At 69.7% G+C, this 16,535-nt stretch carries 18 protein-coding genes; 8 read left to right on the forward strand and 10 right to left on the reverse strand.

Annotation, left to right across the window (positions count from 1 at the left end; translation table 11 throughout):
- Positions 1–31: 31 nt before the first annotated feature.
- The 6 genes from AC6LKG_RS13345 to AC6LKG_RS13370 form a co-directional block, all read right to left on the reverse strand.
- Positions 32–2,416, reverse strand: coding sequence for a hypothetical protein (locus AC6LKG_RS13345; RefSeq protein WP_498165034.1), 2,385 nt, complete (start codon positions 2,414–2,416; stop codon positions 32–34).
- Positions 2,417–2,431: 15 nt separating this feature from the next.
- Positions 2,432–2,860: a type III secretion system chaperone gene (locus AC6LKG_RS13350; protein WP_498165035.1), complete on the reverse strand. Its 429-nt coding sequence runs from the start codon at positions 2,858–2,860 to the stop codon at positions 2,432–2,434.
- A gap of 25 nt (positions 2,861–2,885) precedes the next feature.
- Positions 2,886–3,308, reverse strand: a complete 423-nt coding sequence (locus AC6LKG_RS13355; protein ID WP_498165036.1) for a type III secretion system chaperone — start codon at positions 3,306–3,308, stop codon at positions 2,886–2,888.
- Positions 3,309–3,338: 30 nt separating this feature from the next.
- On the reverse strand, positions 3,339–3,788 hold the full coding sequence (locus AC6LKG_RS13360) for a type III secretion system chaperone (protein WP_498165037.1): 450 nt from the start codon (positions 3,786–3,788) through the stop codon (positions 3,339–3,341).
- 210 nt (positions 3,789–3,998) lie between these two features.
- On the reverse strand, positions 3,999–4,316 hold the full coding sequence (locus tag AC6LKG_RS13365) for a hypothetical protein (protein WP_498165038.1): 318 nt from the start codon (positions 4,314–4,316) through the stop codon (positions 3,999–4,001).
- A 79-nt stretch (positions 4,317–4,395) separates the two neighbouring features.
- Positions 4,396–4,740: a DUF1840 domain-containing protein gene (locus AC6LKG_RS13370; RefSeq protein ID WP_498165039.1), complete on the reverse strand. Its 345-nt coding sequence runs from the start codon at positions 4,738–4,740 to the stop codon at positions 4,396–4,398.
- Positions 4,741–5,065: 325 nt separating this feature from the next.
- On the opposite strand from AC6LKG_RS13370, the gene argS reads away from it, so the two are divergent.
- The 5 genes from argS to AC6LKG_RS13395 all read left to right on the forward strand — a co-directional run bounded on the left by argS (position 5,066) and on the right by AC6LKG_RS13395 (position 10,541).
- A complete protein-coding gene (gene argS / locus AC6LKG_RS13375) occupies positions 5,066–6,766 on the forward strand; it encodes an arginine--tRNA ligase (protein ID WP_498165040.1) in 1,701 nt (566 codons plus the stop codon).
- Positions 6,767–6,775: 9 nt separating this feature from the next.
- Positions 6,776–7,483 carry an SPOR domain-containing protein gene (locus tag AC6LKG_RS13380; protein WP_498165042.1) on the forward strand — a complete coding sequence of 236 codons (708 nt, stop codon included), beginning with the start codon at positions 6,776–6,778 and terminating at the stop codon, positions 7,481–7,483.
- A gap of 86 nt (positions 7,484–7,569) precedes the next feature.
- Complete coding sequence (locus AC6LKG_RS13385) at positions 7,570–8,202, forward strand: thiol:disulfide interchange protein DsbA/DsbL (RefSeq protein ID WP_498165043.1); 633 nt, start codon at positions 7,570–7,572, stop codon at positions 8,200–8,202.
- Between the two features lie 189 nt (positions 8,203–8,391).
- The gene (locus AC6LKG_RS13390; protein ID WP_498165044.1) at positions 8,392–9,603 is read left to right on the forward strand and encodes an ABC transporter substrate-binding protein; all 1,212 of its coding nucleotides are present in this window, start codon (positions 8,392–8,394) and stop codon (positions 9,601–9,603) included.
- Entirely contained in the window at positions 9,582–10,541 is a 960-nt protein-coding gene (locus AC6LKG_RS13395; RefSeq protein ID WP_498165045.1) for an alpha/beta hydrolase, read from the forward strand. The genes AC6LKG_RS13390 and AC6LKG_RS13395 overlap by 22 nt, the downstream gene beginning before the upstream one ends.
- A 91-nt stretch (positions 10,542–10,632) precedes the next feature.
- On the opposite strand, the gene metC is transcribed toward AC6LKG_RS13395, so the two are convergent.
- Together metC and AC6LKG_RS13405 are read right to left on the reverse strand one after the other, a co-directional pair.
- Positions 10,633–11,829, reverse strand: coding sequence for a cystathionine beta-lyase (gene metC / locus AC6LKG_RS13400; RefSeq protein ID WP_498165046.1), 1,197 nt, complete (start codon positions 11,827–11,829; stop codon positions 10,633–10,635).
- An 84-nt stretch (positions 11,830–11,913) separates the two neighbouring features.
- On the reverse strand, positions 11,914–12,612 hold the full coding sequence (locus AC6LKG_RS13405; protein ID WP_498165047.1) for a nitroreductase: 699 nt from the start codon (positions 12,610–12,612) through the stop codon (positions 11,914–11,916).
- A gap of 78 nt (positions 12,613–12,690) precedes the next feature.
- Between AC6LKG_RS13405 and AC6LKG_RS13410 the strand changes: the two genes are divergently transcribed.
- Positions 12,691–13,317 (forward strand): LysE family translocator, encoded by a 627-nt coding sequence (locus AC6LKG_RS13410; protein WP_498165048.1) that lies wholly within the window; start codon positions 12,691–12,693, stop codon positions 13,315–13,317.
- A 102-nt stretch (positions 13,318–13,419) separates the two neighbouring features.
- On the opposite strand, the gene AC6LKG_RS13415 is transcribed toward AC6LKG_RS13410, so the two are convergent.
- Complete coding sequence (locus AC6LKG_RS13415) at positions 13,420–14,487, reverse strand: MBL fold metallo-hydrolase (RefSeq protein WP_498165049.1); 1,068 nt, start codon at positions 14,485–14,487, stop codon at positions 13,420–13,422.
- 73 nt (positions 14,488–14,560) lie between these two features.
- Between AC6LKG_RS13415 and AC6LKG_RS13420 the strand changes: the two genes are divergently transcribed.
- Both AC6LKG_RS13420 and AC6LKG_RS13425 read left to right on the forward strand, forming a co-directional pair.
- Positions 14,561–14,944: a MerR family transcriptional regulator gene (locus tag AC6LKG_RS13420; RefSeq protein ID WP_427991477.1), complete on the forward strand. Its 384-nt coding sequence runs from the start codon at positions 14,561–14,563 to the stop codon at positions 14,942–14,944.
- A 10-nt stretch (positions 14,945–14,954) separates the two neighbouring features.
- A complete protein-coding gene (locus tag AC6LKG_RS13425; RefSeq protein ID WP_498165050.1) occupies positions 14,955–15,287 on the forward strand; it encodes a YnfA family protein in 333 nt (110 codons plus the stop codon).
- Positions 15,288–15,454: 167 nt separating this feature from the next.
- On the opposite strand, the gene AC6LKG_RS13430 is transcribed toward AC6LKG_RS13425, so the two are convergent.
- Positions 15,455–16,426, reverse strand: coding sequence for a Bug family tripartite tricarboxylate transporter substrate binding protein (locus tag AC6LKG_RS13430; protein ID WP_498165052.1), 972 nt, complete (start codon positions 16,424–16,426; stop codon positions 15,455–15,457).
- Between the last annotated feature and the right edge of the window lie 109 nt (positions 16,427–16,535).

Here is a 16,535-nt window from a genome sequence, read left to right on the forward strand (position 1 = left end):
GCGCCCGGGCCGTTGCGCCCGGGCCAGGATCTCAGGCGCGCCCGGCCAGGAAAGCCGGATTCTGCCAGTCCCGCAGGTCGTGGATCTGCTGCTGGTCACCCGCGAGCAACGTGTTCTCGCGTTGCAGCGCGGCCAGCAGAGAAGACTGGTGCGCCTGCAACTGCTCGCGTGACCAGCCGGAGAAATCCGCCTGCCGTTCGCCGGCCTGTGCCGGGCTGTGCAGGGCCTGGTACATGGTCAGCAGCACACCATGCTCATTGGCCAGCGGTGTGAACACCGGCCGCGCGCGGTCGGCAACGAAGCGGATGCGCAACTCGGCGGCGCCGTGCGCGTCGAGCGCGGTTTCGAACTGCATGCCGCGCGCGCCGTCGGGAAAGCCGCGCCGGTAGTCATCCAGCGTGAGCCGGCCCGGCTCGCCCGATGACTCTCCCGCCATGGAGCCGGTGTAGACCGAGGGCGCGTGCATCAGGAAGCTGTACAGCTTGCGGTCCGGATCGGCCACCGACAGGCTGCCATCGGTATTGCGGGTGACGGCCGGTTCCTGGCCGTTGCCGCGCTCGGCCGCGTCGGCCGCGCCCGCGAAGTACCAGGCCATGGCGCGCGCCGTGGTCAGGTTGGCGGTGGCCGCGACCTGCTGCAGGCCGGTGCCCACCGCAATCGCGCCAAAGGCGGGCGAGGCGTTGTCGCGCAGGGCGTGCGTGAGGTTCTCGCCGATGTACATCTGGCGGCGTACCTCGTCCAGCCCCTGCGATATGCCGCCGGCGTCGGCGGCGCGCCGCAAGGTCCGCACATCGACGCCATCGCGCACGATGCCGCCTTCGCGCGGCGACGACAGGAGATTGAGCGCGGCGCGTCCCGCCCCCCGGGCATAGGCCAGTTCGCTCTTGCCCGCGGCGCGCTGCTCGAGCAGCCGGCCCGGCACATTGGGCAGGTCGGCCAGGAAGCGGCCGACGCTGGTCAGGCCGCGCGCGATCGAGCCGAAGAACGATTGGAATGCCGACTTGGCGCGTTGTGCCAGGCCCAGCGTCTGCGCGCGCTCCTGGCCATCGCCCAGGGCCACCGGATGGCGCGTGGCGGCGCCCTGCACCGGCGCCGACGGCGCGGTCTTGAGCGCTTCGCCGACCTGCGCCAATTCGCGTTGCAGCGCTTCCATGCGCGGGCCGCGCTCCAGCGACACCAGCATGGTGCGTTCGCTGGCGGTCTGGCGTGATTGCTCCTGCGCGATCAGGTTGTCCAGCTCGCTGAACTGCGGCTGCAGCGCCTGCAGGGTACTCTCGACCAGGCTGAGCGCGGCGCGGTTGCTCGCCAGCTCGGGAAAGTCGCGCAGCGCGGTCAGGCCCAGATAGGCGCCGCCGAGCGTGGCCGTGGCGTTGATGCCGATGCCGGTCGGGGTCCAGCCCAAGGGCGAGGTAATGACGCTGGTGGCCGTCGGGATGGCGACCGCGGCGGTGGTCCAGCCCAGCGTGGTCAGCCCGGCCGACATGGCGCCGCGCGCCTGGTGGTTCCAGCGCGACAGGGTATCCCAGGCAGACAACGTGGGGGTGTTCAGGCGTTCGCCATCGGGCACGCGCAACGCATCGCCGCCCATGCGCCGCAATTGCTCATTGAGCTTGGCCATTTCCGCGTCGATCTTGACCGCGACCTCGCCAGCGCGCGCCAGATTGCGCTCGGAGACAGTCTGGCCGGCGCTGACGCCCTCGCTCCCGGACACCGGCGCGCCGCGGCCCGGCAGATAGCTCGCAACCGTGTTAACCACATTCGACGCGGCACTGGTCACCGCTCCCAAGGCATTGCCGCCCATGGCCATCAGCCGGCCGACGATGCCGTCCTGCTGCTGTTGGGTCTGCTGCGCCACCACTTCGCGGACGGGGGTGGGGTCGGTCTCCACCCCCAGGACCTCCAGTTCGCCGATATCATCCAGCAAGGACGACAACGGCAGGACCGGCCCATCAACCAGGGACGCCGGGCCGGACGCGCCGCCCGGCATCGCCTGCCGCTCCAGTTGGCGGGCGTTGTAGGCGGCGACGCCATCGTCATCGCAGTCGAAGAATTCTTCTTCGTCGTCGTCCTCCACCTCGGTCAGCGTGGCGTCCTCGTCCGTGCGCAGGTCGTCACCGGCGTCGCCTTCGGCGCGCACCTCGGTGTCGTCGTCCATAGGGCCGCCATGCATGGCGAAGGTGAACGCCTCGGCCGCCTGCCAGAACGCCGACAGCGCGCCGCTGAACCACCCCTGGGCCTGCGCCGCGTCCTCGCGCAACGCGGCGGTGCCGCCTTCACCGACGGCCACCAGCGTGCCCTGCAACCCGCCGGTGCCAGGCTGGGGCGCCGTCGTGCCGACGGTTGTGGCGGCCGTGTGCTCCTGCGGGGGCAACTGCTCGCCGCCGACCACGCGGCCGGCATTGGGATTGATGAACATGGCGGCGCTCCCCGGTCAGGCCGCGCGTTGCGGCAATTCAGGGCTGACGCGGCCCTGCACCACCTCGCGCCACAACAATCCGACGTCGGCGAAGGCATCCAGCGCGGCGGCCAGCGCCGGCGCATCGCACAGGGCCAGTGGCGCCCGGGCGCACAGCAGTACCGCGCCGCTGCCGGCCTGCAGGCCCAGCGTGCAGCCACCGGTACCGACCCACAGCGCATTGGCCTCCAGCATCAGTTGCAGCAACTGCTCGCGCGCCACCTGCGGGGCCGGCCGGCCGAGCGAGGCAAAAAAGGCGATATCGCCGCGGTCGGCGTCGCCTTCGAGCGCCAGGCCGACCACGAGATCGGCGATCACCAGCTCCTGGCTGGCCAGGAAATCCTCGACCGGCGCCAGGCCGGCCAGGCGCGCGTAATCTTCGAGCAGCGTTTGATAGCGGGACATGGGAAGCTCCTGTCGCGTAGCGGATTCAGCGGGGGCCGGCGGGATCGCCCAGCCCTTGATCGATGGCGGCCGCCCAACCGGCCGCGACCTCGGCCAGATCGCGCCAGGCTTGCGCCAGGCGCTCGGACGGCAGGTCCAGCGGTTGGCGGCTGGCCAGCACCAGATGGCCCGACCGTTGCAGGCCGAGGGTGGCGCCGCGGGTGGCGGGGCCCAGCGTATTGGCTTGCAGCAACAGGGGCAGCAGACCGGCCGGCGGCTCGGCCGGCAAGGGCTGCGCGCCGACCCGGCAGGCGCCCTGCATGGCGCCGCCCAGGCCGTCGTCCACGTAGGCCAGGGCGATGGCGGCGCCGTCGATGACGAGTTCCTGGCGGGCGGCCAGCGCGGCCGCGTCTACGCCGATATGGACGGCGAGATCGGCCAGGGCGGTTTGATAGCGTGCTTCGGACATGGGGCAAGGCTCCGGCAGGGGCAGGCGCAGTCAGGCGCGCAGGTGCAGCATGCCGGCCTCGGCGCCGGCGGCGGATGGGGTGGCGCGGCGCGTCAATTGCGCGGCCCAGGTGCGGGCGTCGACGTGCAATTCGACCAACAGGGCATCGAGCGTGGCGGCGGTCAGTGAACCGACGCGGCGCGCGGCGCTCAGCATCACGGTGTCGTGGCCGCGCAGGCCCAGCGTGGCGCCGTGGGTGCCCGCCCACAGGTTGTTGGCCTGCAGCAGCAACCGGCAGACCGAATTGGGCAGGCCCGCCGGAAAGCGCGCCACATCGGCGCGGCACACCAGCAGGGCATCGTCGGCGGAGTCGGCCGGCGCGCACCACAGGCTGATGGCGTGCCCGTCGATGACGATCTGCTGCGTCCGCGCCACGTCGGCATGGGCCGGGCGGCGGCGCGCATAGGCGTTCAACAGGGCGAGATAACGATCCTGGCTCATGTCACGGGTTCCGCGCAAAGGGGATGATCGGCGGATGGCACCCCGGCCATCCTTGCCCATGAGTAACGCACGGGCCCGATTGGTTCCGTGGCGGCGGGCGGCACGACGCCGCCCCCGCCTGGCGGGGCAGGCGATGGCGGCGTAGCGGGGGGAGAGGACCGGTTCCGGCGGCGGATCCGGGTCAGGGACGGCGCGGCGGACGCCGCCCGGTCAATAGCCGACCGTCAGGCCGGGCAGATCCACGGTGATGCGCGGGCGCTCCAGCGCCAGCGCCAGGTTCTCGGCGAACTCGCGCGCTTCCTTTTCGTCGGTCGACAGGGTGTCGTAGCCGAGCGCGTCGGCCACGCCCAGCACCTTGTCCAGCAACAGCACCTTGCCGCTGGGGCGCAGGGGCTCGCAGCCCAGGGTCTCCCAGGCGCCATCGAACCAGTCGCGGGCCTGGCTCTGGCGCTGCGGGCTGGGCTCGACGTTGGCCGAGAGGTCCAGCGAGCGCCGGGGATCGAAAACGATGGTGATGTCGCTGCGCATGGGGCGGATTCCTTGAAGTGGCGTAGCCGCAAGGGTAGGCAAAAAACGCCGGGCAGATTGTCCGTCCGGCGACATTGACCTACCAGCCGCGCGACACCTCCCAGGTGACTTCGGCGCCGGCCGCCTGCGATTGGCGCATCATGTCCAGCAGCGGAAAGGCGCGTTCCTTCAGGCCTACCGTGCGCGCCATCGGCGCCACCGGCGCCTTGTCCTCGTCTTCGTCGTCCTCGTCGGGATGCCCCTGGGCCTCTTCGATGGCCCGTTCGATGCCCTGGATGGCCGGGCCGAGCTGGTCGACGGTGAACACGCCGCGCTCGGGGATCTTGTCGCCGAAGGATTTGCCCGCCGCTTGCAGCAGGGCGCCGGCATGGTCCGTGAGCATCAGGACCTCGGCCACGACCTTGGAGTGAAATGTAATCAGCATATTCCGGTCTCCTACGGATTGAATACCTTACATACACTACCGCAACGCCCTGGGGATGCCAACCGGCCCCCGGCGCGCAGCGCCTGGCGCCGGGCGGGCGGCCGGTGGCGGCCGCCAAATCAAGCTATGATTCAGGAGATTCCCGTGACGGCAGGATCCGCGGCGGCCCAGATTGCCGGCGTCCGCGCGGTGGCCGCGCTTCCCGAAGCGCGCCAGCCGGCCGATCCCGCCCGCCGGCACCACCGGTGGGCCGCCCGCGCGGGCCCGCGGCCCGGCCGCGCCCGCAGCCGCCCCCGTCACCCACCCAGACTTTCTCCAGACGCCCATGCTCCCCGAGCAACAGAAACAGCTTATCTCCCTGATCCAGGCCGCCATCGCGCAGAGCCTGCCCGACGCCCAGGCCGATACGGCCCGAGCCAACGTGCTGCTGGAGCGCCCCAAGGTCGCCGCCCACGGCGACGTCGCCACCAACGTGGCCATGCAACTGGCCAAGCCGGCCAAGCGCAACCCGCGTGAACTGGCCCAGGCCATCGTCGACGCGCTGCTGGCGCAGCCCGGCGCCCGCGACCTGGTGGAAAGCGCCGAAGTCGCCGGCCCCGGCTTCATCAACCTGCGCGTCACCGCCGCCGTCCGCCAGGCCGTCATCGCCGCCGTGGCCGAGCAGGGCGAGGCCTTCGGCCGGGCCGCCCGCAGCGGCGAGAAGATCCTGGTGGAATTCGTGTCCGCCAACCCCACCGGCCCGCTGCACGTCGGCCACGCCCGCCAGGCGGCCCTGGGCGATGCCCTGTGCCGCCTGTACGACGCCATCGGCTGGGACGTGACCCGCGAGTTCTATTACAACGACGCCGGCAACCAGATCGAGAACCTGGCCATCAGCGTGCAGGCGCGCGCCCGCGGCCTGACGACCGACTCGCCCGAGTGGCCCGCCGACGGCTACAAGGGCGACTACATCCTGGACATCGCCCGCGACTTCCAGGCCGGCAAGACCATCCAGGCCTCGGACGGCGAGCCCGTCACCGCCACCGGCAACATCGACAGCCTGGAAGACATCCGCGCCTTCGCCGTGGCCTACCTGCGCCGCGAGCAGGACCTGGACCTGCAGGCGTTCGGACTGAAGTTCGACAACTACTACCTGGAAAGCTCGCTGTACACCTCGGGCCGGGTCGAAGCCACGGTCAAGGCGCTAATCGCCGGCGGCCACACCTATGAAGAAGGCGGCGCGCTGTGGCTGCGCACCACCGAACTGGGCACGGGCGACGACAAAGACCGCGTCATGCGCAAGAGCGAGGGCGGCTACACCTATTTCGTGCCGGACGTGGCCTACCACAAGGCCAAGTGGGAACGCGGTTTCCACCGCGCCGTGAACATCCAGGGCAGCGATCACCACGGCACCGTGGCGCGCGTGCGCGCCGGCCTGCAGGCGCTGGAAGAGGGTATTCCCAAGGACTACCCGTCCTACGTGCTGCACAAGATGGTCAAGGTGATGCGCGGCGGCCAGGAGGTCAAGATCTCCAAGCGCGCCGGCAGCTACGTCACCATGCGCGACCTGATCGACTGGGTCGGCCGCGACGCCGTGCGCTACTTCCTGATCCAGCGCCGCGCCGACACCGAGTTCGTGTTCGACGTCGACCTGGCGCTGTCCAAGAGCGACGAGAACCCGGTCTATTACATCCAGTACGCCCACGCCCGCATCTGCTCGGTGATCAACAACGCCGGCATGCCGGCGGCCGACGTGGCCGCGGCCGATGCATCCCTGCTGACCGCCCCCAGCGAATTCGCGCTGATGCAGCGCCTGGCCGAATTTCCCCACGTGGTGGCGCTGGCCGCCCAGGAACTGGCCCCGCACCACATCGCCTTCTGGCTGCGCGACTGCGCCGCGGACTTCCACGGCTGGTACAACGCCGAGCGCGTGCTGGTCGACGACACCGCGCTCAAGCTGGCGCGCCTGCGCCTGGCCGCGACCACGCGCCAGGTGCTGGCCAATGGCCTGACGCTGTTGGGCGTGTCCGCCCCCGAGCGGATGTAACATCGGGACATGGCCACCAAGCGCAAAACCACCCGCCGGTCGGGCGAAAGCGGCAGCACCCTGTACGGGGCGCTGGCCGGTTTGCTCCTCGGCTTGATCGTCGCCGCCGTCGTGGCGTTCTACGTCACCAAGGCACCCGTGCCCTTCGTCGACCGCGCCTCCCGGCAAGGCGACGCGGGCAAGCTGCCCGATCCGCGCCAGGCGCCGGATCCCAACGCCGGCCTGTACGGCCGTGACGGCGCCGCGGGCTCCTCGCCCACTGGCCCCACCGCCACGGCCCCGGTGCCGCTGCCGGGCGCGGGTGGCGGCGCCGAGCCGTCGCGCAAGTCCGACGACCTGGGCGCGCTGATCGCCACCCTGCCAAGCACCAGCAACGCGCCCGCCGCGGCGCCGGCCGCCAGCGCGCCGCCCACGCCCATCGCCAAGGTGGCGCCGGCCCCCGCACCCAAGGCGCCGGCCGCCAGCGCCGCACCGACGGCCTCGGCCAATGGCACCTATTACCTGCAGGCCGGCGCCTTCCGCGGCCAGGATGATGCCGAATCGCTCAAGGCCCGCATCATCCTGCTGGGGCTGCCGGTCGCGGTCCAGAAGGCCGAAGTCAACGGCAAGCCGATCAACCGCGTCCGCGTCGGTCCGTTCGCCCGCCTGGACGACATGAACCGCGCCCGCGGCCGGCTGGGCGAGAACAAGATCGAAACGGCGGTGGTGCGCCAGTAACACGTCGTCCGCATCATGGTTTTTGATTGAACTAATCCGGGCCCGGCCCTGTCTGTAACCTCTTTGTTCAGGAACCTCATCCCATCATGCTGTCCCCCAAGCTCATCCGCATCCTGGCAGCCGCCGCGCTGACCGCCACCGCGTTCTTCAGCCCGGTCAGCCACGCCCAGGGCACCCAGGCCTACGTGCCGATCAATCCGCCGCTGCCGTCGGATACCCCGGGCAAGATCGAGGTCCTGGAATTCTTCGCCTACACCTGCCCGCACTGCGCCGCCATGGAACCCATGGTCGAGGACTGGGCCAAGACCAAGCCCGACGACGTCGTGCTCAAGCAGGTGCCGATCGCCTTCAACGCCGGCATGAAGCCGCTGCAGCAGCTCTACTACACCCTGATGGCCCTGGATCGCCCCGACCTGCACGCCAAGGTCTTCACCGCCATCCACGGCGAACACAAGCGCCTGATCGACAAGAAGGCCATGGGCGAATGGGCCGCCTCGCAGGGCGTGGACCGCGCCAAGTTCGACTCGGTGTTCGATTCGTTCAGCGTGCAGACCCAGGTGCAGCGCGCCAACCAATTGGCCGACGCCTACCGCATCGACGGCACGCCGTCGTTCGCCGTCGGTGGCAAGTTCATGACTTCGCCGGTGATGGCTGGCAACAGCTACGAAGGCGCCCTGAAGGAAGTGAACCAACTGATCCCGATGGCCCGCGGCAAGTAATCGCGCCCGGCCCAGCCCGGCGTCGCGCGCGACGCCGTACCGCACCCCGCAGTTTGGACACCGGTCCAGGCTCCGGGGTGTTTTCATAGGGTCATCCCCACCGCGCGCGTCCGCGGCAAAGCGGACGACGCGCGCTACACTTCCTCCAATAATTATTCGCCGCCACGCGCGGCTTACAAGGGGTGGAAGATGAGACAGCAATTCCTGCGCCGGATGGCACTGGGTGTGAGCCTGGCCCTGGCCGGCATGGGCGCGCATGCCAATGACGCCGACGGCGTCAAGATCGGCGTCCTGACCGACATGGCGGGTGTCACCGCCGACGCCACCGGGCGCGGCTCGGTCGAGGCCGCGCGCCTGGCGATCGAGGAGCTGGGCGGCAGCGTGCTCGGCAAACCGGTGTCGCTGGTGTCCGGCGACCACCAGCACCGGCCCGACATCGGCAGCGGCATGGTGCGCAAGTGGTACGACACCGACGGCGTCGACGTGGTGGTGGACGTGCCGAATTCATCGGTGGCGCTGGCGGTGCAGGGCATCGCGCGCGAAAAGAAAAAGCTGGTGCTGTTCTCCAGCCCCGGCACCACCGCGCTGACGCAGGCGCAGTGCTCGCCCTATGGCGTGCAATGGACCTACACCACCTATGCGCTGTCGCGCGGCACGGCCACCGCCGTGGTCAAGGAAGGCAACAAGCGCTGGTTCATCCTGGCGTCCGACTACGCCTTCGGCAAGCAACTGGCGGCCGACACCGAGACCGTGGTCAAAGCCAACGGCGGCCAGGTCGTGGGCACGGTGTTCCATCCGCTGAACGCGTCGGATTTCGCATCGTTCCTGCTGCAGGCGCAGGCCTCCAAGGCGCAGATCATCGCCGTCGCCAACGCCGGCGGCGATACCATCTCGGCGATCAAGCAAGCCGCCGAATTCGGCATCACCAGCGCCGGGCAGAAGCTGGCGGCGATGCTGCTGCTGCTGACCGACGTGCACAGCCTGGGATTACAGGCCGCGCAGCACACCTACCTGACGGTGCCGTCCTACTGGGACATGAACGACGGCACGCGCGCTTTCAGCAAGAAGTTCGAAGCCCGCCTGGGCCGCCCGCCCACCTTCCTGCAGGCCGGCGTGTACAGCTCGGTGCGCCACTACCTGCGCGCGGTGCAGGCGGCCGGCACTACCGATTCGGACGCGGTGATGGCGAAGATGAAGTCGATGCCGATCGACGACCCCTTCAGCCTGAACGCGCACATTCGCGAAGACGGCCTGGTAGTGCGCGACATGATGCTGGCGCAGGTCAAATCGCCCGACCAGTCCAAGGCGCCCTGGGATTACTACAACGTGGTGCGCACCATTCCCGGCGACTCGCTCGCCTGGCCCCTGTCGGAAAGCCAATGCCCGCTGGTCAAGAAGTAGGCCCCCTGGCGCTGGCCGATTTCGGCAGCTTCTACGCGGGCGGGCGGCAGGCGCATATCAGCGGCCGCCCGGTGCGCGAGATCGCGTTCACCAAGACCGCCTCGCTGACGTACGACCCCAACGGGCTGTACCACGTCGAGCAGGCGTACGTGCAGTACTTCATCCCGGCCGAGCGCCGCCATCCGCTGCCGCTGGTGCTGCTGCACGGCGGCGGCATGAGCGGCGCGATGTGGGAACAGACGCCCGACGGCCGGCACGGCTGGCTGCAGCATTTCGTGCGGCAGGGCCATGCGGTCTACGTGGTCGACAACGTCGAGCGCGGCCGCGCCGGCTGGACGCCGTTCGAAGAGATCTGGCCGGACGCGCCCATCGTACGCAACGCCGAGGAAAGCTGGTCGCTGTTCCGCTTCGGCCGCGCCGAGGACTACGCGCAGCGCCGCGCCTTCGACGGCCAGCGCTTTCCGCTGGCGGCCTTCGACAATTTCATCCGCCACGCCGTGCCGCGCTGGCTGGGCAACAACGATGCGGCGCTGGCGGGCTTTTGCGCCGCGCTGGAGCGCATCGGGCCGTGCCTGGTGCTGGCGCACAGCCATGGCGGCGAGGTAGCCTACCGCGCACTGCAGGCGCGGCCGGAACTGGTGCGCGGAGTCATCGGCATCGAGCCGTCGGGGTTCTCGCAAGAGATGGACCCGGCCACAGTGGCGGGCAAGCCCTTCCTGTTCGTCTATGGCGATTATCTGGACGCCACGCCGCTGTGGGCCAAGCTGGATGCGGCCGGGCAGGCCTACGCCGACCAGTTGGCGGCACGCGGCGGCCGCGTCACCCACTGGCGCCTGGCCGACATGGGCATCCGCGGCAATTCGCACATGCCCATGATGGACGACAACAGCGACGACATCGCCGCGCGCATCGGCGCGTGGACCCGCGCCAACGCCTGAAATACGGCGGCGCCTTGCCGCAAGGGCCTTCCAGCCGGGCTTCGCGGCAAGCGGGGATGGCGCGTCGGCCGGGCCCGCGACCGCGCCGGGATCAGCCCTTGACCGCCGCGGCCTTTTCCAGCGCCTGGGTCAGGTCGGCAATGATGTCCTGCGGCGATTCCAGCCCGATGTGCAGCCGCACCAGCGCGTTATCGCCCTCGCCCCAATAGCGGTGGTGCGACAGGTCCTTGGGCGACACCAGTTGCACCAGGCTTTCGTAGCCGCCCCACGAGAAACCGATGCCGAACAGTTCCAGTTCGTCGACGAACACGCGCGCCGCGGCCGGCGACAGGCGTAGCTCGACCGACAGCATGCCGTTCGAGCCGGTGCAGTCGCGCTGCCACAGCGCATGGCCCGGATCCTGCGGCCAGGCCGGGTGGAACAGGCGCACGGTCTCGGGGCGCTGCTTGAAGAATTCGCAGACCTGCAGCGCGTGGCGCGCGTGCTGCGCCATGCGGATCGGCATGGTGCGCACGCCGCGCAGCGCCAGCCAGGCGTCGTCGGCGCTGATGGAATAACCCATGGCGTACTGGGTGCGGTTCAGCTTCCTGGCAATCGCCTCGTCATTGGTGACCACCGCGCCCAGCATCAGGTCGGAATGGCCGCCCACGTACTTGGTGCCGGCGATGACCGACACCTGCGCGCCCAGCGTCAGCGGCCGGTAGATGTAGCCCGAACCCCAGGTGTTGTCGGTGGCCAGCACCAGGCCGTGGCGCTGCGCGATGGCCGCCATGGCGCCCATGTCAAGCATCTCGAACAGCAGCGAGCCGGGCGATTCCACGTACAGCAGCTTGGTATTGGGCTGCACCAGCGCGTCCAGGTCCTCGCCGGCGGCGAAGTAGGTGACGGCGATGTTCATGCGCTTGAGCACGGCATCGTCCAGCTCGCGCATCGGGCCGTAGACGCAATCGGAGATCAGCGCGTGGTCGCCGGCTGAGCACAGCGCCAGCATCACCATCGTCATGGCCGACAGGCCCGACGGCGCCAGATACGCGTGGGTGCCGCCTTCGAGCTGCGCGAAGACCTGCTCCAGCGCCGCGTGCGTGTCCATGCCCATGCGGCCGTAGGTGGTGGCGCGGCCGCCGGCGGCCTTGCTGCGCTGGGCCTTTTCCAGTGCGGCCAGGTTCTCGAAGCGCACCGTGCTGGCCCGCATCGGCGGCAGCGGCACCGGGGCCGTGCCGGTCTCGGGGTTGAACGGGGCGGTGCCCGCGTGCTGCAAAACCGTATCGATGTGTTTGGTGATAGCCATCTTCTGGAGCCAATGCTTGCGTATTGTCGGGAATCCGAACCCTAGCAGGAACGCACGGGAATGTCGCGCCCCCGCGGCCGGCGGTCAGTCGATCCAGCGCACCGCCGCGTCAAGCTCGGCGCGGCTGGTCCGGTAGCTGTTGGCCGGATGGGCCGTATCGGCGTAGCCGAACGAGATGGCGCAGACCACGCGGCGGTCGGAACCGATGCCGAGCTGTTCGCGCAGCACCTCGGGATACATCGCCAGCGAGGCCTGGGCCACCGTGGCCACGCCGTTGGCCTGCGCCGCCAGCAGGAAATTGGCGACATAGCCGCCGCAGTCGATGGCGCCGTACTCGCCCAGCGCCTCGTCGGTGGTGATGATGGCCACGTGCGGTGCGTCGAACAACTGGAAGTTGCGCAGCTCCTGGCGGCGATAGGCCTCGCGGTCGCCACGCGCCACGCCGACCGCGCCGTATAGCTGGAAGCCCGACTCGCGGCGCCGCGCCAGGTAGTCGCCCCGGTACTCGCGCGGGAACGGGAAGTCGGGCGTGAAGCCGGGCTGCCCGGCGCGTTCCACCAGGGCCCGGCTCAGGCGCCGCGCGGCGTCGCCCGAGGTCACCGTCACCTGCCACGGCTGGCAGTTGCACCAGGACGCGGTGCGCTGCGCCAGCGTCAGGATGCGCTCGATGGTGGCGCGCGGCACCGGCTCGGGCAGGAAGGCGCGGCAACTGTGGCGCGCGCGCAGCCAGTCTTCGAGCGCGGCGTCGGGGCGCGCGGCAGCGGATTCGGGTACGGCGGACATGGTGTCTCCTTGGTTTCCTCGTATGATGGCCACTTGATTGCCGGCGCGCAAGGCGCCGCCCGACCCTGGCGAGACCCCATGCTGCCCCTCGATTCCCTGATCGCGTTCTTCGGCATTGCCGTATTGCTGGCCCTCACGCCCGGGCCCGACAACCTGTTCGTGCTGATGCAATCGGCCATCTGGGGCCGCAAGGCCGGGCTGTTCGTGGTGCTGGGGCTGTGCACCGGGCTGCTGGGCCACACCGCCGCCGTGGCGCTGGGGCTGGCCGCCGTGTTCGCGGCCTCCCCTGTGGCCTTCACGGCGCTGAAACTGGCGGGCGCGGCGTATCTGGCCTACCTGGCGTGGCAGATCCTGCGGGCGCCGGTGCATGCCGAGGACGGCCAGCGGCCCGAGCCGATGAAGACCTCCGCGCTGTACCGGCGCGGCATCGTCATGAACCTGACCAATCCTAAGGTGCTGCTGTTCTTCTTCGCCTTCCTGCCGCAGTTCACCTCGCCCAAACTGGGTGCGGTGGGCTGGCAGACGGTGCAACTGGGCGCGGTGTTCATGCTGGCCACGCTGCTGGTGTTCGGCGCCATCGCCTTCTTCTCGGGCGCGTTCGGCGAACTGCTGCAACGCTCGGTCACGGCCAAGCGCTGGCTCAACCGCGTCGCGGCGCTGGTATTCGTGGGGCTGGCCGTGCGGCTGGCGACGGCCACGCGCTGAGGCCGCCGGCCGGCGCGAGCCTGGCGAGGGCCGCCCCAGCGAAGCCACGCGCGCCGGTTCGCGCCCGCGGGACGCCGCCGCGCAACGTGGCTGGGAGCGGCGTCAGGCCGCCTTGAAGCGCACGATGCCGTCCGCGCCTGTGCCGCGCGTCAGCTTGCCTTCGAAGTACAAGGCATGCAGGTGCGCCAGCGCCTCGCCCATGGCGAAGGTCAGCTGGTGCAGGTCGAGCTTGCGCTTGAACAGCACCGGCACGATGTCGGAGGTCGATTGCGGTCCGGCCTTACAGGCCTCCAATACTTCGGCCAGACGGTCGCGGTGATGCTCGTGCTGCTGCGCGATGCGCTCGTGCAGGCCCTTGAACGGCCGGCCATGCGACGGCAGCACCAGCGTGTCGCGCGGCACGTCGGCGTAGCCGTCGAGCGAGCGCAGGTACAGCGGCAGCGGGTTGGCGTCGGGCTCGTAGTCGAACACACTGACATTGGTGGAGATGCGCGGCAGCACCATGTCGCCGGAAATCAGCACGCCCAGGTCGGGCGAGTGCAGCGAGGCGTGCTCGGGCGCGTGGCCGTAGCCGACGATGACGCGCCAGTCGTGCGCGCCGATGCGCACCGCATCGCCATGCATGATGCGGGTGTAGCGCGGCGGCACCGCCGGCACCAGGTTGGGAAAGTAGTTGGCGCGCTGGCGGATCTGTTCCTGCGCGTCCGGATCGGTCAGGCCGTGGCGGGCGAAGTGGTCGACGGCCGACTGGCCGCCAGGCCCGGCGCCGGCGTCATTGCGGCGCGACGACCACAGCGACGCGACCATGAAGTCGGTCATGGTCATCCACAGCCGCGCGTCCCAGCGTTCACAGAGCCAGTAGGCCAGGCCGATGTGGTCGGGGTGCATGTGGGTGACGATGACGCGCAGCACCGGCAGGCCTTCCAGTTCGTTCTCGAACACCTGTTCCCACAGCGTCTTGACCTCGTCGCGCGAGATGCCGCAGTCGACGATGGTCCAGCCTTCGCGGCCGTCGATGCGATCGCGCAGCAGCCAGAGATTGATATGATCCAGCGCGAACGGCAGCGGCATGCGGATCCACTTGACGCCCTCGGCCACCACATGGGCCCGGCCGGCTTCGGGCTGGAAATCACCGAAGGGATACTGCAGCTTCTGTTCGTTGGGGTTCATTGCCTCGCTCTCCACGCTTGACGATCGCGCCAAGTCATCATAATTTACGTTTACGTAAACTGCCACACGTCGCATGTCCCCGTCAACCTGGACCATCTCCGAGCTCGCCCGCGAGTTCGACGTCACGCCCCGCACGATCCGCTTCTATGAAGACCAGGGGATCGTCAGCCCGGCGCGCGAGGGCCGCAACCGCATCTTCGGGCCGCGCGACCGCACGCGCCTGAAGCTGGCCCTGCGCGGCAAGCGCCTGGGCCTGCAGTTGTCGGAGATCCTGACGCTGATCGACATGTATGACGGTCCCGGCGACACCGAGGTGCAGTTGCGCCAGTACCTGGCGGTGCTGGCCCAGCACCGCGCCACGCTGGAACAGCAGCGCCGCGACATCGAGGATACGCTGCAGGAGATCGCGGTGCAGGAACGCCAGTGCCGCGAGCTGCTGGCGCAGCAACAATCCTGAAGCGCCTGCCATGGCGATGCTGCAAACCTTCGTGCTGTTCGTCCTGACCGCGCTGGCCGAGATCATCGGCTGCTACCTGCCTTACCTGTGGTTGCGCCGCGGCCATTCCATCTGGCTGCTGGCGCCGGCCGCCGTCAGCCTGGCGCTGTTCGCCTGGCTGTTGACGCTGCACCCGACCGCGTCGGGGCGCGTGTATGCGGCCTATGGCGGCGTGTACATCGGCATGGCGCTGCTGTGGCTGTGGGCGGTCGATGGCGTGCGGCCCAACGTCAGCGATTACGTCGGCGTGGGGCTGTGCCTGGCGGGGATGCTGGTGATCATGTTCGGGCCCAAGACGGCCTGACCGATTGCCGCGAAGGCCCGTTGGCGCATGACGTGCCAGCGTGCGCCAGCGCATCCGACTCACGCGGCGCGACGCCGGCCCGCCTCCCTGAGAAAAAAAACGCGCTCCCCGTGGAGCGCGCTTTGCATTGCTCGCGCCGCGTCCCGTTGGGGACGCGCGCCCCGGCGTCATTCCGCCTTGATGTTGCCTTCCTTGATGATGCGCGCGTTGTTGGCGAACTCGGCCTGCACCTGCTTGGCGAAGGCGTCGCCGGACGCGGTGCCCGGCTGCAGGTAGGACTTGGTCAGCAGGTCCTTGAACTCGGCGCTGGCCACGGCCTTGGCCAGCGCGGCCTGCAGCGGACCCGACACCGCCGGCGGCAGGTTGGCCGGGGCGAAGATGCCGAAGTTCGAGTAGTACTGCGCCTGCGGCAGCTTCAGTTCGGCCAGGGTGGGCACGTCGGGCCAGGCGGCCAGGCGCTCGGGCGCCATCACCGCCAGCGGCTTGAGCGCGCCGCTGGCCACGTGCGGCAGCACCACGTCGGTGTTGACCACCAGCAGCTCGACCACGCCGCCCAGGCCGTCGGTCAGGGCCTGGCTGTTGCCGCGGTAGGGCACGTGCAGCATCCTGGTGCCGGTCTGCGTGGTCAGCGCCGCCATGCCGATGTGGGCCACGGTGCCCTGGCCCGGCGTGCCGTAGCGCACGCCATCCGGGTGCGACTTGGCGTAATCGATCAGGCCAGCGAAGTCCTTCACCGGCAGGGTCTTGGTGGCGACGATCGCCACGGGCGCCACGGCCACGCTGGCCACCGGCGTCAGGTCCTTCATCGGGTCGTAGTTGGTCTTGGCCAGGTGCGGGAAGATGGTCAGCGGGCTGGTGGAAGCCAGCAGCAGGGTGGCGCCGTCCGGCTGCGCGCGCGCCACGAAGTCGGTGCCGACCGAGGCGCCCGCGCCGGGCTTGTTTTCGACGATGACGGTGGCGTTGGTCTCCTTGCGCAGCACGTCGCCCAGGCGGCGCCCGATCGCGTCGGCGCTGCCGCCGGCGGTGTAGGGCACGACCAGGGTGATGGGCTTGGCGGGCCAGCTTTGCGCCAGCGCGGCGCCGCCCGTCATGATTGCCAGGGCCGCCCCCGCGGCCGTGAACAGCATCTTCTTTTTCATGGCTTCCTTGTTGTGTTGCGTAGCACTGCGTGAGGTAATGCGTGAAACGGGTAAGGCAAAAGGAAAACTTGTGGTGGCGACAAAGGCAGTGACCGCGAAGGCGACACGC

This window comes from Achromobacter sp. 46006 (assembly GCF_059761975.1).

Coding starts and splice junctions, on each gene's coding strand:
- AC6LKG_RS13345 (WP_498165034.1), bottom strand. CDS start 2,416: ATGTTCATCAATCCCAATGCCGGCCGCGTGGTCGGCGGCGAGCAGTTG.
- AC6LKG_RS13350 (WP_498165035.1), bottom strand. CDS start 2,860: ATGTCCCGCTATCAAACGCTGCTCGAAGATTACGCGCGCCTGGCCGGC.
- AC6LKG_RS13355 (WP_498165036.1), bottom strand. CDS start 3,308: ATGTCCGAAGCACGCTATCAAACCGCCCTGGCCGATCTCGCCGTCCAT.
- AC6LKG_RS13360 (WP_498165037.1), bottom strand. CDS start 3,788: ATGAGCCAGGATCGTTATCTCGCCCTGTTGAACGCCTATGCGCGCCGC.
- AC6LKG_RS13365 (WP_498165038.1), bottom strand. CDS start 4,316: ATGCGCAGCGACATCACCATCGTTTTCGATCCCCGGCGCTCGCTGGAC.
- AC6LKG_RS13370 (WP_498165039.1), bottom strand. CDS start 4,740: ATGCTGATTACATTTCACTCCAAGGTCGTGGCCGAGGTCCTGATGCTC.
- argS (WP_498165040.1), top strand. CDS start 5,066: ATGCTCCCCGAGCAACAGAAACAGCTTATCTCCCTGATCCAGGCCGCC.
- AC6LKG_RS13380 (WP_498165042.1), top strand. CDS start 6,776: ATGGCCACCAAGCGCAAAACCACCCGCCGGTCGGGCGAAAGCGGCAGC.
- AC6LKG_RS13385 (WP_498165043.1), top strand. CDS start 7,570: ATGCTGTCCCCCAAGCTCATCCGCATCCTGGCAGCCGCCGCGCTGACC.
- AC6LKG_RS13390 (WP_498165044.1), top strand. CDS start 8,392: ATGAGACAGCAATTCCTGCGCCGGATGGCACTGGGTGTGAGCCTGGCC.
- AC6LKG_RS13395 (WP_498165045.1), top strand. CDS start 9,582: ATGCCCGCTGGTCAAGAAGTAGGCCCCCTGGCGCTGGCCGATTTCGGC.
- metC (WP_498165046.1), bottom strand. CDS start 11,829: ATGGCTATCACCAAACACATCGATACGGTTTTGCAGCACGCGGGCACC.
- AC6LKG_RS13405 (WP_498165047.1), bottom strand. CDS start 12,612: ATGTCCGCCGTACCCGAATCCGCTGCCGCGCGCCCCGACGCCGCGCTC.
- AC6LKG_RS13410 (WP_498165048.1), top strand. CDS start 12,691: ATGCTGCCCCTCGATTCCCTGATCGCGTTCTTCGGCATTGCCGTATTG.
- AC6LKG_RS13415 (WP_498165049.1), bottom strand. CDS start 14,487: ATGAACCCCAACGAACAGAAGCTGCAGTATCCCTTCGGTGATTTCCAG.
- AC6LKG_RS13420 (WP_427991477.1), top strand. CDS start 14,561: ATGTCCCCGTCAACCTGGACCATCTCCGAGCTCGCCCGCGAGTTCGAC.
- AC6LKG_RS13425 (WP_498165050.1), top strand. CDS start 14,955: ATGGCGATGCTGCAAACCTTCGTGCTGTTCGTCCTGACCGCGCTGGCC.
- AC6LKG_RS13430 (WP_498165052.1), bottom strand. CDS start 16,426: ATGAAAAAGAAGATGCTGTTCACGGCCGCGGGGGCGGCCCTGGCAATC.